Source organism: Caulobacter sp. LARHSG274 (genome assembly GCF_052871235.1).
Genome location: NZ_JBIXJO010000018.1, coordinates 51,206 through 66,983 on the forward strand (window position 1 = coordinate 51,206; position 15,778 = coordinate 66,983).

General features: G+C 67.4%; 13 protein-coding genes. 7 read left to right on the forward strand and 6 right to left on the reverse strand.

The genetic code is table 11. The annotated features are described in order from the left end of the window. Positions 1-152 precede the first annotated feature (152 nt). The gene (locus ACIPQB_RS21320; protein ID WP_446487252.1) at positions 153-1,232 is read left to right on the forward strand and encodes a LacI family DNA-binding transcriptional regulator; all 1,080 of its coding nucleotides are present in this window, start codon (positions 153-155) and stop codon (positions 1,230-1,232) included. 86 nt (positions 1,233-1,318) lie between these two features. Next, positions 1,319-2,686 carry a guanine deaminase gene (gene guaD, locus ACIPQB_RS21325; RefSeq protein ID WP_446487253.1) on the forward strand — a complete coding sequence of 456 codons (1,368 nt, stop codon included), beginning with the start codon at positions 1,319-1,321 and terminating at the stop codon, positions 2,684-2,686. A gap of 73 nt (positions 2,687-2,759) precedes the next feature. Here the strand turns inward: guaD and pdxR are convergent, their stop codons facing one another. Next, the gene (gene pdxR, locus ACIPQB_RS21330) at positions 2,760-4,169 is read right to left on the reverse strand and encodes a MocR-like pyridoxine biosynthesis transcription factor PdxR (protein ID WP_446487254.1); all 1,410 of its coding nucleotides are present in this window, start codon (positions 4,167-4,169) and stop codon (positions 2,760-2,762) included. A 97-nt stretch (positions 4,170-4,266) separates the two neighbouring features. On the opposite strand from pdxR, the gene ACIPQB_RS21335 reads away from it, so the two are divergent. Beyond that, the gene (locus ACIPQB_RS21335) at positions 4,267-5,259 is read left to right on the forward strand and encodes a hypothetical protein (RefSeq protein ID WP_446487255.1); all 993 of its coding nucleotides are present in this window, start codon (positions 4,267-4,269) and stop codon (positions 5,257-5,259) included. A 222-nt stretch (positions 5,260-5,481) separates the two neighbouring features. On the opposite strand, the gene ACIPQB_RS21340 is transcribed toward ACIPQB_RS21335, so the two are convergent. From ACIPQB_RS21340 to ACIPQB_RS21360, 5 genes are all read right to left on the reverse strand, one after another. Further along, positions 5,482-5,943 (reverse strand): hypothetical protein, encoded by a 462-nt coding sequence (locus tag ACIPQB_RS21340; protein WP_446487256.1) that lies wholly within the window; start codon positions 5,941-5,943, stop codon positions 5,482-5,484. A gap of 240 nt (positions 5,944-6,183) precedes the next feature. Further along, on the reverse strand, positions 6,184-6,798 hold the full coding sequence (locus ACIPQB_RS21345; protein WP_446487257.1) for a hypothetical protein: 615 nt from the start codon (positions 6,796-6,798) through the stop codon (positions 6,184-6,186). Continuing rightward, positions 6,759-7,493 (reverse strand): FkbM family methyltransferase, encoded by a 735-nt coding sequence (locus ACIPQB_RS21350; protein WP_446487258.1) that lies wholly within the window; start codon positions 7,491-7,493, stop codon positions 6,759-6,761. Before ACIPQB_RS21350 ends, ACIPQB_RS21345 begins: the two co-directional genes overlap by 40 nt. After that, the gene (locus ACIPQB_RS21355; protein ID WP_446487259.1) at positions 7,494-8,756 is read right to left on the reverse strand and encodes a hypothetical protein; all 1,263 of its coding nucleotides are present in this window, start codon (positions 8,754-8,756) and stop codon (positions 7,494-7,496) included. Next, on the reverse strand, positions 8,753-10,588 hold the full coding sequence (locus ACIPQB_RS21360) for a hypothetical protein (RefSeq protein WP_446487260.1): 1,836 nt from the start codon (positions 10,586-10,588) through the stop codon (positions 8,753-8,755). Before ACIPQB_RS21360 ends, ACIPQB_RS21355 begins: the two co-directional genes overlap by 4 nt. A gap of 438 nt (positions 10,589-11,026) precedes the next feature. On the opposite strand from ACIPQB_RS21360, the gene ACIPQB_RS21365 reads away from it, so the two are divergent. The 4 genes from ACIPQB_RS21365 to ACIPQB_RS21380 all read left to right on the forward strand — a co-directional run bounded on the left by ACIPQB_RS21365 (position 11,027) and on the right by ACIPQB_RS21380 (position 15,675). Continuing rightward, entirely contained in the window at positions 11,027-11,293 is a 267-nt protein-coding gene (locus tag ACIPQB_RS21365; RefSeq protein WP_446487261.1) for a hypothetical protein, read from the forward strand. Continuing rightward, positions 11,256-11,528: a hypothetical protein gene (locus ACIPQB_RS21370; protein WP_446487262.1), complete on the forward strand. Its 273-nt coding sequence runs from the start codon at positions 11,256-11,258 to the stop codon at positions 11,526-11,528. The genes ACIPQB_RS21365 and ACIPQB_RS21370 overlap by 38 nt, the downstream gene beginning before the upstream one ends. 212 nt (positions 11,529-11,740) lie before the next feature. Beyond that, positions 11,741-12,874: an alkaline phosphatase D family protein gene (locus ACIPQB_RS21375; RefSeq protein WP_446487263.1), complete on the forward strand. Its 1,134-nt coding sequence runs from the start codon at positions 11,741-11,743 to the stop codon at positions 12,872-12,874. Between the two features lie 317 nt (positions 12,875-13,191). After that, positions 13,192-15,675, forward strand: a complete 2,484-nt coding sequence (locus ACIPQB_RS21380) for a TonB-dependent siderophore receptor (protein WP_446487264.1) — start codon at positions 13,192-13,194, stop codon at positions 15,673-15,675. The last annotated feature ends 103 nt before the right edge of the window (positions 15,676-15,778 follow it).

Consider the following 15,778-nt stretch of genomic DNA (forward strand, 5'->3'; position numbering starts at 1 on the left):
CTGGATTGGAAAACGTTTGCCGCAATCCTGCGTTATCCCTAGATTGGCTGCGCGCGAAGCCTTTCCCAGAGTCGGTGGCGTCCCGCCGCCTGCGGAGGGCGTCGCGCCGGGTTGCGCGGCGCAGGGGCGGTCGCGGCGGGTTCGGAGGGCCAGTGGTCAAGCTGATTGATGTGGCGCGGGCGGCGAACGTCGCCGTCTCGACCGCCAGCCGCGCGCTGAACAATCCGTCGCGGGTCAATCCCAAGACGCGCAGCCGCGTGGAAACGGTCGCCGCCCATCTCGGCTATTCCACCAACATGGCGGCCCGCAGCCTGCGGATGGGCTCGTCGCGGATGGCGATGGTCATCATGCCCCCGTGGCGCGAGTCCAGCATGCTCAACGACGTCCTGCGGGGGATCGACGAGGAGCTCTCCAAGCACGGCTATACGATGATCGTCGGCCAGCTGAACGAGGCGGGCCTGCCTGATCCGCGGGTCCTGGAAATGGCCCGCGGCGGCATGATCGACGGCGCCATCGCCGTCGCCAACGATCCGCCGCGGTCCGGCGGCCTGCCGATTCTGGCGGCCGAACGGCCGATCGTCGGCCTGATGATCGACCTGAGCGAGCACGGCGTGCCCAGCGTGATCAGCAACGACCGGCGGGCCGTCCACGACGTCGTCGGCCGGCTGCTGGCCAACGGCCGCCAGCGCTTCATGTTCGTCTCGGGGCCGCCCAACTATCACGACAGCGAGCGCTACGGCGGCTTTACCGAGGCGCTCGCCAAGGCCGGGGGCAAGGCGGGCGCCCGCGAGGTCCTGAGGTTCGACGGCGACTACACCTTCGAGGCGGGGTGGAACGCCGGCGGGGCGTTTCTCGACGCCCAGGAGCGCCCGGACGCCGTGGTCTGCAGCAGCGACGACATCGCCATCGGCTTCATGAAGCGGGTCCAGCGGGCCGGCGTGCGGCTGCCGCAGGAAGCGTGCGTCGTCGGCTTCGACGGCATCGCGGTGGGGGCCTTTGTCGAGCCGGCGATCTCGACCATCCAGCAGCACCTGGTGCGCATGGGCGCGGCCAGCGCCCGGCTGCTGCTGCGCGCCCTGGCCGATCCCGACGCGGACCTGCCGATGCGGACGATCGTGAAGACCACCTATGTGGAGCGCGAGAGCACGATCGCCGCTCTTGGCGGGCCGGCCAAGCCGGCCGCGCCGCCCAAGGCGCGGTCCGCCGCCTCCCGAGCCTCCAAAGCGTCCTGACGACCGGTTTCCGCGCGGCGACCTCCGCCCCGAGGCGCCGCCGAAACCGAGCCTGGCGAACCCTATCACCCGTCCTGGAGACGAAGATGCCTGACCTCCGCGGCAAGAGCCTGATCGGACGCTTCTTTCACGCGCCGACGCGCGGGCGCGTGGAGGCCCTGGACCAGGCCCTGCTGAAGATCGGGGCCGACGGGGTCATCGAGACCCGCCTCCTGCAGACCGACGAGGGTTTCGCCGAAGCGGTCGACGAGGCCGAGCGGGCGGGCGTCCTGGTCCGCCTCCCGCGCTCGGCCTATGTCCTGCCTGGCTTCGTCGACCTGCACATCCACGCCCCGCAATATCCCCAGCTCGGAACCGCGCTGGACCGTCCGCTCGAGGATTGGCTGCAGGACTACACCTTTCCGCTCGAGGCCCGCTTCGCCGACCTGGCCTTCGCCCGCCAGGTCTACACGGCCCTGGTCGAGGACCTGCTCGCCAACGGCACCACCACGGCCCTGATGTTCGCCTCCATTCACCTGGAGGCGACGCAGCTTCTGGCCGACATCAGCCTGGAGAAGGGCCTGCGCGCCCTGGTCGGCAAGACGGCGATGGACGATCCCGCCGTCTGCCCGGACTTCTACCGCGACGCCTCCGCCGGCGCGGCGCTGGATGGAACCGAGGCGCTGATCGAATACATCCAGGGCCATCCGGCCAACAAGGCGGGCCTGGTGCGGCCGGTGGTGACCCCGCGGTTCGCGCCCAGCTGCACCGATCCCCTGCTGCGGGGACTGGGCGAGCTGGCGCGTCGCTGCGGCTGCCATGTCCAGACCCACTGTTCGGAGAGCGACTGGGAGGAGGGCTATGTCCAGCAGCGGACCGGCCGGCGCGACGCCGAATACCTGGACGACTGCGGGCTGATGACCTCGCGCACCATCCTGGCGCACGGCGTGCTGCTCTCCGGGTCCGACATGGACCTGATCCATGCCCGCCAGTCCGGCGTCGCCCACTGCGCCCTGTCCAACGTCTATTTCTCGACCGCCGTCTTTCCGTTGCGGGCCGCGCTGGAGAAGGGGCTTCGCGTCGGGCTCGGCACCGACATCGCCGGCGGGCCGAGCGTCTCGATGCTGGACGCCATCCGCATGACCGTCGCGGCCTCGCGGATGCTCGACGAAGGGGTGGATCCTGCGCTCCCGCCCGACCGGCGCGGCCGCAAGGGCGCCCGCCAGGACTGGCGCGTGGCCTTCCACCTGGCCACCGCCGGCGGCGCCGAGGCGCTGGGCCTCAAGGTCGGCGCGTTCGAGCCCGGCCAGGCCTTCGACGCCCAGTTGATCGACCTGGACGCGCCGGGCGGAACGATCCGCCTGCTCGACGATCCGGCCGATCCCGAAGCCCTGCTGGAGAAGATCCTCTACACCGCCTCACGCGCCAACATCACCGAAGTCTGGGTGGCGGGAAGGGCGGTCGCGGGGCGCTGAGGCCTGTACCGGCGTTTGGACACTCTTCGGGGAAGGGACCGTTCGCGATGTGCCCGCCGTTCATCGGGGCGGCTCATCCTCGATGCGTTTCGTCGATCGCGCACGCCAGTCTCGCGGCGATCTCGTCGGCTCGTTCTTCGGGGACGTTGGTGAAGCTCATCAGCAGGCCCTGATCCTGGCCGGGCGCCAGGTACTGACCCGACAGCGGCGCCGGCCTAAGGCCGACCGCCAGGGCCCGCCGCGCCAGGGCGACGTCGTCGTCCAGTCCGGGAAAGCGCGCCAGCACATGCAGGCCGCCGGCGCGGGGGGTGAGGGCGATCCGGTCGCCGAACCGGCGCTCCAGCGCGGCGACCAGGGCGTTGCGTCGCGCCTTGTAGCGCACCGCCATGCGGCGCAGGTGGCGGGCGAAGTGGCCTTGGCGCATCAGTTCGGCCACGGCCAACTGCTCGAACATCGCCACGCCACGGTGACGCAGCTGCTGGGCCTCCGCGGCGGCGCTCGTCAGCGGCCGCGGAAGGACCAGATAGCCCAGCCGCAGCGACGGCAGCAGCGACTTGCTGAAGCTGCCGGCGTAGAAGACCCGCTGGTCGACATCCATGGCCTTCAGGGCCGCGGGCTTGTGGCCGCTGTAGTGGAACTCGCTGTCGTAGTCGTCTTCCAGGATCCACCCCCCGGTCTCGCTGGCCCAGGCGAGCAGGTCGAGGCGCCGGACTGGCGAAAAGGTGACGCCGAGCGGGAACTGGTGCGCCGGCGTGACGATCGCGAGCCTGGCCTCGGGGGCCTGCGCGCGCGCCCAGTCGATGCGCAATCCCGCCTCGTCCACCGGCGCTGCGACGATGGTCATGTTCCTGGCGCGCAGCGTCCGTTGAACGAAGCCGTAGCCCGGATCCTCGGTCCAGACCTTGTCGCCCTCGGCGAGCACGAGGTCGAGGGTCAGGTTCAGGGCGTCCTGATAGCCGTGGGTGACGACGATCTGGTCGGCGCCGCAGGTGACGCCGCGCGACACCGCCAGATAGGCGGCGATCGCCTCGCGCAGCGCCGCCAGGCCCATCGGGTCGGGCACGACCATCTGGTCGAGCGGCAGCTGCCGCGCCTGCCGACCGAGAATCCGCGTCCAGGTCTTGCGGGGGAAGAGATCCAGCGCGGGCAGCCCCAACTGCAGGGGCAGCCAGGGCTCGGACGGCTCTGGGCGCGGCGCCGCGGGCGCGTCCGACGGCGGGCGGAAGCTGGGGCTGACCGCCGTGCCGCCCGGGCGGCGGGCCGTCAGCCGGCCCTCGCCGGCCAGGCGCGCATAGACGGCGTCGACGGTGCCGCGCGCGACGCCCAGCTGGGTCGCGAGGCTGCGGGTCGAGGGCAGTCGCGTCCCCGGCGGCAACCGCCCGTCGCGGATCGCGACATGGATCCGCTCATAGAGCTGCTGGTGCAGCGGCAGCCTGGAAGCGCGGTCGATGGCGAAGGCGTCGAGGCGGGGCGTGTCGCTCATGGCTCACTGATTTTCACCAGATCTGGCCCTATGCAATAGGCCATTGCGGCGCTCTAGTCCGAAGGTCGCCGCAGGGGCGGCGAACGAGGGCTGCGGCGTGTCGACAGAGGTTCCAGCGAACGGGCGGGGAGATCCGGCGCTCTGGCTGCCGGTCGCGGCGGCGTTGCTCTATCCCTGGGTGTTGGGAGCGTTTCATGGCGCGGCGGCGACCGGAGGCCTGACGCTGGTCGCGGGCGCCTGGCTGGCCATCGCCTTCGCCCTGCCGCTGTCGTGCTTGGCGCTGGTCCTGTTCCGGCCCGAGCGGCGTAGCGTCGCGGCCCGTCGCCTGGCCTTCGTCGGCCTGACCGCGCCGCCCCTGTTCGTCCTGACCGGCGTGCTGACGGGCCTGCTGCATTCGCCCGTCAAGGACGTCTGGATCTGGTCGGTCCTGTGGATCGGTCTTGGCCTGGCGTCGGCGCTCGCCAAGTCCGCCCAGGCCGAGCATCAGGCCCGTCCATGGCCTCGCCTGCGGATTGCGCATGGGGTGGCGGCCGTCCTGATCCTGCTTTTCGTGACATTCCACCTGTTCAATCACCTGACCGGCCTGCTGGGTCCGGAGACGCATGCGCGGGTGATGAAGCTGGGTCGCCTGGTCTATCGATCGCCTTTCGTCGAGCCGATCCTGGTGGCCCTCTTGCTGTTTCAGGTGCTCGGCGGGATCACCATGGCCTATCGTTACAGCGCCCGTCCGCTGGACCTGGCGCGAGCGATCCAGGTAGGATCGGGCGCCTATCTGGCGGCCTTCATCCTCACCCACATGAACTCGGCGTTCGTGTCCGCGCGGATGGTCCATCGCATCCAGACCGATTGGGCCTGGGCCACGGGAGCGCCCGAGGGCCTGTTGCGAGACGCCTGGAACATCCGGCTCGTGCCGCACTACGCCCTGGGCGCCTTTTTCGTCGTCGCTCACCTCGTCTGCGGCCTGCGCCAGGTGCTGCTCGCGCATGGCGTTCGCCGCGAACTCGCGGACGGCGTGTGGGGCGCCGGGCTGGCGGGCGCGGCCGCGCTTTCGGCGGCGATCACCGCCGGGCTGTGCGGCTTGCGGCTCTAACGCGGCGAGGGTGTGGCGTGCGGCCCGAATTCGTCGAGGCTCCAGGTGGCCGCCCCGGTCGATTCTCAGCCGTCCCGCAGTCGTCCTTACCGCATCGCTCCGAACGTCGTGTTTCTGGAGCGAGCTCAGAAGCTCCATCTGTCGCGACACGGCCGCAATATTGGACATCCCGATCGTCACGGACTCTTTGCGCCAACGGCGGACTGGGGTCGCCGCCGGAGCCTATCTGAGAAAGAACCCCGCCAAGCTGACTCGCAGGTGGGCCCCGGCGTTTACGTCGACCCGGGCGATGCGGTGGGGGCGATGCTCGCCGATCAGGGCCAGGCGGTTGGGTCGCGGGGCGACGGCGGCGGCGATGTCGGTCAGCAGGGCCTCGTCCTGGCCTTCGTCGGACATCCAGGCCGGCTCGCCCACAAGACCAGGCGTCAAAGGGGGAGATTTGATCCCGCCCGTCGCCAAGGGCGGATAGACCATCAGCTCGCCGCCCCAGTGCGCCTGCCAGCGTACATGGGCAAAGAAGGCGAACGAGCCGCTGTAGCGGGCGGAATCCTGGTGCAGCGACAGGGCGCTGCCGACCGGATAGAGCCAGGGGCAAAGATAGAGTCCCTTCCAATCGAGCCCCTCCGCCCCAACCGCATCGGGATACAGGGCCGAAAGGGTGCGAACCGCGTCGATCCAGAGCATCCAGCGGGCCGTGGGTGGGATAGGTCGCGCCGCGCCAGTCGAAACAGCGATCAGGATCGTAGTAGACTGAGGATCCACGCCGGGGATGACCGTCCCACAGCCGCCAGACCCGATCCCATTTCTGGTCATGCACTCCATGGTAATCGGCGCGGGCCGCATGGTCGCGCACGCCCTGAAACTCTGCCGGCGCCAGGACGTCGTCGGCAATCACGAGATCAGTCTCGACGAGGGCCAGGCGGGTCATCGGGCGTTGGTGGTCAGTCGGGGAGAGAGGACAGGCGGGAAGGCGCCCCGCCGACCGTCGTGGACGAGGTCGGTCCGCTCGCCGTCGGCCATCACATAGTTGAGAAATAGCTGGCCGAAGTTTTCGCCGTCGAACGGCGCGCGCCAGTGATCGAGGCGGTCGCCCGGATAGATCACCCCATCGCCCGGCTTCTGGATCACGGCGATGTCGGGCGCAAAGCAGATGGGCGGCGGCGCGCCCCCCCGCGCGCCCAGGTGCAGGGTAACGGCGACCTCCGCGGCGGGCCGGTCGCGATGGCGGACCAAGGCGTCGCCGCCGCCATAGAGCCGGGCATAGGCATATGTCGCCAGCAGGGACCGACCGCAGGCCCGCTCGACATCCGGCTGCAGTCCGATCAGGAGGGCGTCGAGGGTCGCATCGCCCCAATGACTGTCGGCGGCCGGCGCCTGGCGGTCGCGCTTGACCTCGCCGCGCCAGCGCCGCAGCTGCAGCATGGCGTAGACGATCCCCGCCAAGCGCGCGTCGATCAGGCTGGAGACCACGATCGGCTTGGCCGGCAAGGGCAAGGCGCTCATGACCAGCGACGCCCGCGCCAGGCGGCGCTGCGCCAAGCGGTCGTCTCGTGAGCGAAGGTCGACTGGGCCAAAACCCCGGCCAGCACATAGCCGTCGTCTATGCCCAGGTCCCGGGCCCGTACATAGCCGCGCGCCTCCAGCAGCGCGCGGATTTCGCCGCGCACCGGGCCATTGTTGTGCTCGACGGTCAGCACCCTCACCTGATGCGCTTCGAAGGGAAAGCTACGTAGCAGGGCCAATTCCGAACCCTCGGTGTCCAGACTCCAATAGTCGATGATCCGCGGCGCGCCGCAGTCGGCCAGCACCGCACGCAGGGTTCGGGCGGTCTTGCGCACTGTCGCCGATCCGCCTGGCCGTTCGGCGGCCTTGCGGCGGGCAAAGCCCAGGTGGCGCGGATCATAGGCCTCAAGGATACCGCCATAGACCCCGGCCGCCTCCAGGAACTCCACCGGCCCATCGCGGTCATAAAGGCAGCAGTCCAGGCAGATGCAGGCGCGGTTAGCGACCAACTGCGCGAAGGTCTCGCCGTTGGGCTCCACGCAGATCCCCCGCCAGCCATAGTCGCGCTCCAGCACCCAGCTGTTGCTGCCCCTGCGCCCGTTCGAAGCGCCAGAGTCGAGGAAAAAGCCGCCGCGCAACCCCCCGAGGACCTCAATCACGAAACGATCCTGCCCCTGGTAGGAGCCGTCATAGGGACGCACGTCGGCGGTCGGGAAATCCAAGCCGTCCATCTAGCCCCTCCGCCCGCGACCCAGGGCCGCCGATCGCCAGGCCGCCTTGTGTTCTGGGGACAGCGGCGGCTCGCGATGGTTCTCGTCGAACCGGCGGTCGCCATAGAGCAGGGTCACATTGATCCGGCAGCCGGCGTAGTCCGGCGAAAAGCATACTGCTTCGGTGGCGTGGAACAGGTCGGAATTGAAGATGATCGCCCGGTTCTGGCGGTAGGGGATGCGCACGGCGCGCGGCCGACAGCGGGCGATCAGGTCGCCGATCAGGTCGGGACGCTCGTTATATTGCGCGAAGCCCCAGGCCAGGGGCGCCTCCAGATCGTAGACCACCATGCCGCCGGATGTCGGGTCGAGATTGGCCGCTTCCGGGGTGAGCCAGAAATTGACGTTCACCGCGGCGAAGTCGGCGTGGATGGTGCTGTCGGGCGGCAGGAAACCGGTAGTCTTGAAGGCCCACAGTTGGCGCAACGGATGACGATCGCCGATCAGCTCGGGAAAAGCTTCGCGAACCTCCTCGGCGATCTGCAGCAGCAGCGGACAGTTGAAGCCGGTGAAGAATAGGCTGCTCATCCGGCCGTTGGTGTAGCGGTCGCCATGCCAAATGGTCGAGGCGCGGCAGAAGGCCAGCAGGCTCTCCAGGGCTTGCTGGCTGAGGAAATCATCGACCACCACGAGGCTGGGGCTGGCTCGGCGATAGACGGCCTCGGCCAGCGCCGGGCTCCAGGCGCCGGACAGGGCGCGGGCGAGGCGCGGAGCGGGCTTTAGGTTGACGAGGCGGCCATAGGCAGCGGCCAATACCGGGTCGGGCCTGGCGGGAAACGCAAGGCGAGCCTCGGGATCGCCGCAATCCAGTCCATCGAGGGCGGTCTGATAGGCGGCTCGGATCGCCTCGACCTCGCTGGCCCGCATGCCGCCCTGCTCGCGGAGCCATCGCAACTGAGCGATGTCGTGGCGCAGCTTGGTCGCCGACAGCCGAGCCTGAGGCGGCGGCGGGCTCGGCAGGCCAGGCCCGGCGACGCCTCGCTCCAACCAGGTCAGCACCGCCCCCAGTCCGCCGGCGAGGGAAAGGTCCCGGGCCTCCAGGGCTGCGATGATCGCCTCGGTGAGCCAGGCTGGCGTCCCGCCGCCCTCCGCCGCGACCATGGCGACGGCCTCGGTCAGCCGCCCTTCTAGAGCCAGCGCGCCGATCCGCGCCCGTCGCTGAGGTTCCGTCGCCGGGGCGGGCGCAGATTCAGAGGCGCGGACCGCCAAACGTAGCGAGCTCATCCGATCTCGAGGCCGCTGACGCGCAGCGCCCCTCGCCCACGGACGAAGCTGGCATATTGCACCAAGGCGTTCAGCGCCGTAGCGACGTGGGCCGGTAACTGCACGCTCCCCCAATAGCCGCCAAAGGCCCCGGGGCTCATTTCCGTGCCAGTTCCTGGACTGACCTCGGTGCCGCCACCGCCGGGACTCTGGTCGGTTCCCCCGCCGCCCGGGCTCATCTCCGTGCCGGTCCCAGGGCTCATCTCGGTCCCTTCGGTCAGGCGAATCTGACCCAGCAGTTTCTGCACCCGCGAGATCCCAGTCCGCAGTTCCTTAAGTTCAACAAACACAACGGCTCCGCGCCCGGGGCTCATTTCCGTGCCTCCCGGGCTCATCTCTGTGCCGCCAGGACTCATCTCGGTTCCGTCGGCCCGCGCCAGCCCATCGGCCAATTGCGAGACGAGGCGGATCTCGTCGACCATCCGCCAAGCCAGGTTCGCGGCGCCGGGACTCATCTCGGTAGACGTGCCAGGACTCATCTCCGTGCCCTCCGACGCGCGGGCCAGGTGCAAGGCCAGACGCTCGGCGTTGCGCAGGACCGCGACCAGGGCCTGGCCCAGCTGCAGAGCACCGGGGCTCATCTCCGTGCCGCCCGGGCTGATCTCGGTGCCGCCGCTCGGACTCATCTCTGTTCCGGCCTGCATCCTGGAAAGCTCGGCGATATAACGCTCAACAGTGAATAGCTCGCCCACCAGCCGGTCGGAGAGGTCACCCAGACTGCGTTCGGTGGCGATCCCTGGGCTCATTTCCGTGGCCGTGCCTGGGCTCATCTCCGTACCCCGGCCGCGAACCAAGGCGTCGCTAAAAAGTTCGGCCCGTCGCAGAGACTCGGCCAGGGATTCGGCCAGTCCCAAGGCCCCCGGGCTCTTTTCCGTGCCGTGGCCGGGGCTCATCTCGGTCGCGGTTCCCGGGCTCATCTCCGTGCCTTCGCCGCTCAGCAGCCCAGAAGCAAATCGCGTGGCCGCCCGCACTTCAGCCACCAGCCGCTCGGAGAAACTCCATGCGCCCGGGCTCTTGTCGGTGGCGATACCGGGACTCATCTCCGTGGCGGTTCCCGGACTCATCTCCGTGCCGTCGGCGCGATGCAATTGTAGGCTGAAGAGCTCCGCCCGCTTGAGGATTGCGATCAGCCGTGGGATCAGCCCACCACCGGCCGCACCCGGACTCATCTCCGTGCCGCTCTCCGTGCCGCCGGGGCTCTGCTCCGTGCCTGTCTCCAGCTGGACCAGTTGGGCGTTCAACTGCACCGCGCTGCGGATCTCCTGAGCCAGGCGCCCGGCCAGATCGAGCCGGCCTGGGCTCATCTCCGTGCCATGCCCTGGACTCATCTCGGTCGCAGTTCCGGGACTCATTTCCGTGCCGGCCGCGTCGACGCGGCCCATCGTCGACAGCACCGAGCGGAAGAAGTCGACCTGGGCGGAGAACAGATCCTCCTCGCTGGCCGCCCCACGCACGAGGGCCAGGGTCACCGCCTCGTCCCTGGCCTTGGCCGCGGCCCCGGCGAAGCGGCTCGCGAACTGGTGACGGCTGGGGCTCTGCCCGCCTAGTTCTCCGGCATAGGTTCCAAGCCATCGGCGTAGGGCCGAGCTTGAGAACACCGCGAACACCAGCTGGTTGGCCGCATCGGCGTCGAGGCCCGCATGCGCGTCGCCCAACACATAGTCGGCGAAGATCTGCATCGGGTCGGTCGAGAACTGTTCGCGCAGCAGGTAGTCCCCGGACATGGCGCGGAACATCGCATGTGATCGCCAGGCCGCCTTGGCGTCGACGAGCGCAAGATTGGATTGGGCCATAAATCCTCCCAGCTGCGTCCTGAGGGATGCAGGAGCGCGCAAAATATCCGCCGAATGGCGAGCGATATTAAAAGAAGATGTATCCACACCTCGCTCCAGCGAGGTCTGTTAGATCACGCAAGATGGTGTTGTCCGTCGCGCCCGGCGCAGCCGATTCCGGACGATTTACTCATCAAATCGGAAACTAAGGATACTAAGGAGTACCATGCCGAGTGGATTCTAAAAATACCCTTTTTGCGATAAGGTCAAGCCGCGGTTCACGTCGACGCGTGGACATCTCTCCAAAAACGTAGCGCTCGAACCGCTCTGGAGACCTATTTCAACGGCGCCAAGGGGCTGGCCAGCATCGGCGCCTTCGCCAAGTCGATCAAGGACGACATCTACGCGCTGAAGCAAGAGCAGCTGATCGACGGCTTCCGCTACACGATCAGCACCCCGATGAACGCCAACAAGTCCACGCTGCGCGGCATTGAGGTCCAGTACATCAACAACGCTCTGCCGGGCCTGCCCGGGCCGCTGAAGGACAAGGTCGGCGTCGCGCTGAACGCCACGCGAACCTGGGGCGACATGGACTACATCGTCGACGGCAAGGTGCTGCACATCGATCGTCTGCTCTACCAGCGCAATTGGATGGCCAATGCCGCGGTGTTCTACAACCTGCCGCACGATGGCGAGGCCCGGACTGAACAGCTACAACTGGGGTGACGCCTATTACGACGGCATCGGCGCCAACCCGTGGCTGAACCGAGGTCCCGAAGCCCGCGGGCAGATGGACGCCACCGTGCGCTATCGGGTCGCCGGCGACTGGATCGTCAAGCTGCAGGCCAAGAACATTCTCAATGAAGACCTCTATCTGGGCTACGACCGGAACCTGCGCGAGCGCCGGGCCGAAATGAAGAAGGGCCAGTCCTTCTTCCTCAACGTGATCTACCGTCCGTGAACGCGGCCATGAGCATCCCGCGCAGACGCCTGATCTAGGCCGGCGGCCTGGTTCTGCTGGCTGGCGCAGCTACCGGCCCTGTCTGGTCGCAGGGCCTGAGGGCGAGCGCGCGCTACTGGTACCGCTTCTCCGCCGCCGGCGAGACCAGCCGGATCGGCACGGCGCGGACGACGCCCGCCGCCGGCTCCCGTCTCGACCGCCTGCGCATCGGCGTGACCGGCCGCCAACACTACGAGGCGGGGCTCTTTACGGCCTACAAGCACCTGAGCCGGGAGCCGGATCTCGACGCTATCTTCCACTACGGCGACTACATCTACGAGGGCGCGGGCGGGAAGGGCTGTCCGGTTGGCGAGGAAACGACCGACAGGAGCCGGATCTGTTTCCGCAAACACGCCGGCGGCGAGATCTACTCGCTGGACGACTACCGCCGCCGCTACGCCCAGTACAAGACCGACGCGGATCTGCAGGCCGCCCACGCGGCGGCGGCCTTCCTGTCCTCGTACGACGACCACGAGGTCGACAACAACTGGGCCGGCGACGAAGACCAGGACGCCACCCCGCGCGAGGTCTTCCGGCTGCGTCGGGCCGCGGCCATGCAGGCCTGGTACGAGAACATGCCGGTGCGCCGCTCGTCCTTCCCGGTCGCCGGCGGGCTGCGCATGCATCGCCGGATCGACTATGGCGACCTGCTGCGCGTCCAGGTGCTCGACACCCGGCAGTTCCGCAGCGGCCAGATCTGTGGGGCCAAGGCGCTGGACCGCTGCCTGCCGATGGGCTCGATCCCGCGCCCGACCATCCTCGGTGAGGCGCAGGCGACCTGGCTTGAGCAGGGACTGGGCGGCGGCCAACGCTGGAACCTGTTGGCCCAGCAGGTGATGGTGATGCCGTTCCTCTATCCCGGCACCCGCGGCGCCGGCCGCACCAATCTCGACAGCTGGAGCGGCTATGCCGCCAGCCGCGAGCGGCTCGTCGCCGCCATTCGGGCTCGGAACCTGACCAATGTCGTGATCGCCACGGGCGACGCGCACCAGCATCACGCCGGCGTAATACCCAGCCGCGAAGGGGCATGGGACAGCCCGCCTGTGCCGACGGAGTTCGTCTCGACCTCGATCAGCTCCGGCGGCGATGGCGTCGCCTTGTCGGACGAGTGGAAAGGCGTGCCGGCCGACAACCCGCACTGCAAGCTCTTCGACGCGCGGCGCGGCTATCAGCTGTTCGACATCAGCCGAGATGTCTGGCGCACCGACGTCAAGGTGGTCGACCGGGTCACGAGCCCTGGCGGATCGCTGTCGACGATCGCGCGCTTCGCCGTTCAACCCGGCCAGCCGAGCCTGTCTTCAGCCTGATCCGGGGGCGGCGGGCGGCTTGCTGGCGGTAAGGCCTGTCCTTCAAAGGGAGAGGGCGAGCCCAGCCTGGCCAACTGTCCGAATTTCCGGCGCCGCCCCGACGAAATCACGCAACAAGCGTGAAAAGGCCAGCATAGCCGCTCTAATTTCCCCAATAGATGGTCAAGGTTGTAGCGTTTGACCGCCCTAGAACGCGCCTATTCCTGGGGGTGCGGTGCAGCATGCGCCGAGTCCACTACTTAAGCGATCATTGTTCAGTCGCCACCAGCGTGAAGAACAATAGATCCGCGAAATCGGGATGTAAGGGGCGAGTCTAGATGAAGAACATGAAGTCGGTCGGCGGCGCGATGGATGCTGCGCGGAAATCTCACCAGATTCGCAGATCTCTGATGGCGCTGGCCGCCGGTTTGCTGGCGAGCACGGCGATCACGTCCGTAGCCCGGGCGCAAGCGGCCGCGCCGGCGGCGGCGAGCGAGTCTCCCACCGCCGTTGACGAGGTTATCGTTACGGGGTCGCTTGGCGCCCTGCCTCTCAAGAACGTCGGGTCGATTTTCGGTTTCGACAAGACGATTTTGGAAACCCCGCGTTCTGCGTCGACCATCAGCCAGGAGCAGATCGAACGCTTTGGCGTGACGGAAATCTACGATCTCGTCGCCCAGGCTCCCGGCACCTTTACCAATTCCTTCTTCGGCGTCGGCGGCGCTCTCGACATCCGCGGCACGCCGGGCGAAGTCTATTTCCGCGGGATCCGCCGCCTGGACAATGCGGGCAACTATCCGACTCCCATCGGCGCCTCCGATCGGATCGACATCGTCCGGGGCCCGGCCTCGCCGATCTACGGCCCGTCGAAGACCGGCGGCTACATGAACTTTGTTCCGAAGTCCGCCCGGGTCAACGGCGCGCTGATGTCGTCGCCGGCGGGGGAGATCAGCTACACCACGGGCAGCTGGGACAAGGGCGTCCTGACGGCGCAGGTTCGCGGGCCCGCGACGATCGGGGAAAAGGAGTTCGGCTACAGCCTCTATGCCGAAGTCGAGGACTCGGGCAGCTACTACCGCAACATGTCCACCAAGCAGACGATCCTGCAGGCGTCGTTCGACAGCAACATCACCGACAATCTGCGGATTGAATTTGGCGGCATGTACCACAAGTACGACGGCCAGCAGAACGGCGGCTGGAACCGCCTGACGCAGGCCCTGGTGGATAACGGGACCTACATCACCGGTACGGCCAAGGCCGTGCCCGACATCGGTACGCCCGACGGCAAGATCTCCTATGCCGAACTCGCGGCGATCGGCGGCCTTGGACCTTTTGGCGGTTTCGCCTGCGGCGGCAACGTTTTCGCCGCTTCGATCACCAATGGCTGCTTCCCCGCGGGGGGCGCCATGGCCCTGACGAGTTCAGGCACGGCGAAGCTCAGCCGCAAGGACACGCTGACCGGCGTCAACGATTTTCTGCGGAACGAGCAGACGACCGGCTATTTCGATATCATCTATGCCGGACCGAATGACTTCGAGATCAAGAACCAGCTCTTCTATGACAAGACAGAAAACCTGAATGAAAACGCTTACGGATTTTCGCAGTCCGTGGATTCCTATGTCATTGAAGACAAGATCGTCGCTTCTCAGAGCTTCACCAATGCGATGGGGAAATTCGCCTACCAAATCTCTCCGTCAATTCGCTATACGAATTTCCATTTCGGGGACGATTTCACCTACGAATATTTCCACCGCGTCGATCTGACGGAAGGCTATACTCCGCTCTCCACCCGCCTTCTGTCGACCCAATGCGATTGTTCGTATTCTGACTATTTGACCGGGCACTATACGGACTACGGCCTCGCCGGCCTTGCCGACATGGCGTTCGACTTCGGCCTCGATGTCACCTTGGGCGCCCGATACGACAAGACGGACGTCGTCTCGACCATCGACCCGACCAGGCAACCCGTCGCTGCGGGAACCCTTCTATCAGCCTCGAACAGCAAGGGCGCTTGGTCATGGACCGCCAGTGCAAACTATAAGCTGCCGTTCGGTCTGATCCCCTACGTCACCGCTTCAAAGCAATCCACGATGGTCGTGGGGGAGGGCGCCGAGGTCCTGGTGGCTGACGTCTCCGGCAATTCGTTTATCGCCGCGTCAAATCTCTACGAGGGCGGCATCAAGGGCTCTTGGCTCGATGGCACGCTCTATGGCGCGGTGTCGGTCTACAAGCAGAACCGAACCGACCACAATGTTCAGTCGTCTGTGACCAATCAGTCGGTCGAAACCAAGGGCCTGGAGGCGGAGTTCCGCTGGTCGGTCAACAAGCATCTGCTGCTCACCGGCGCCTACACCAACACCCGGGTCTATAACCTCTCCTATCTGGACGCCGGCACGGCCTTCAGCTTCTTCGGCATCGAGGATCTGAAGAACGTCACCAACCCCGCCCTCTATCTGGGCGGTCAGCCGCTGGGCCTGGTGCCGGTCTTCAACCGGGAAGCCTCGCGGCGCGCCGGCATTCCTGAAAACGTCATTTCCGGAACGGCCACCTACGCCTTCGACAACGGCCTGGCCTTCGCCGCCAGCGCTTCGCACGTGGAAGCGGTGTGGTCGGGCCAGTCCCAGGTCGTGCGCCTGCCGGCCTATACGCTGGTGGATCTGAGCGCGTCCTACAAGAAGGACCGGTGGCTGTTCCGGGCGGTGGTGAAAAACGCGACCGACGCGACCTATTTCCGGGCCAACTTCACCGAGCTGTTCGGGAGCACGATCGTGTTGCCCGAAAAGCCGAGAAGCTTCCAGGCGACCGTCGCCTACAGCTTCTGACATCGAACGGGGCGGCGCGTCGTCGCCGCCCCGTTCGACGCCCAGTTCACGATCGCGGCCGACGAGGCTCGCGTCCTTCAGCTTGCGACCCTAAGGTGGCCGC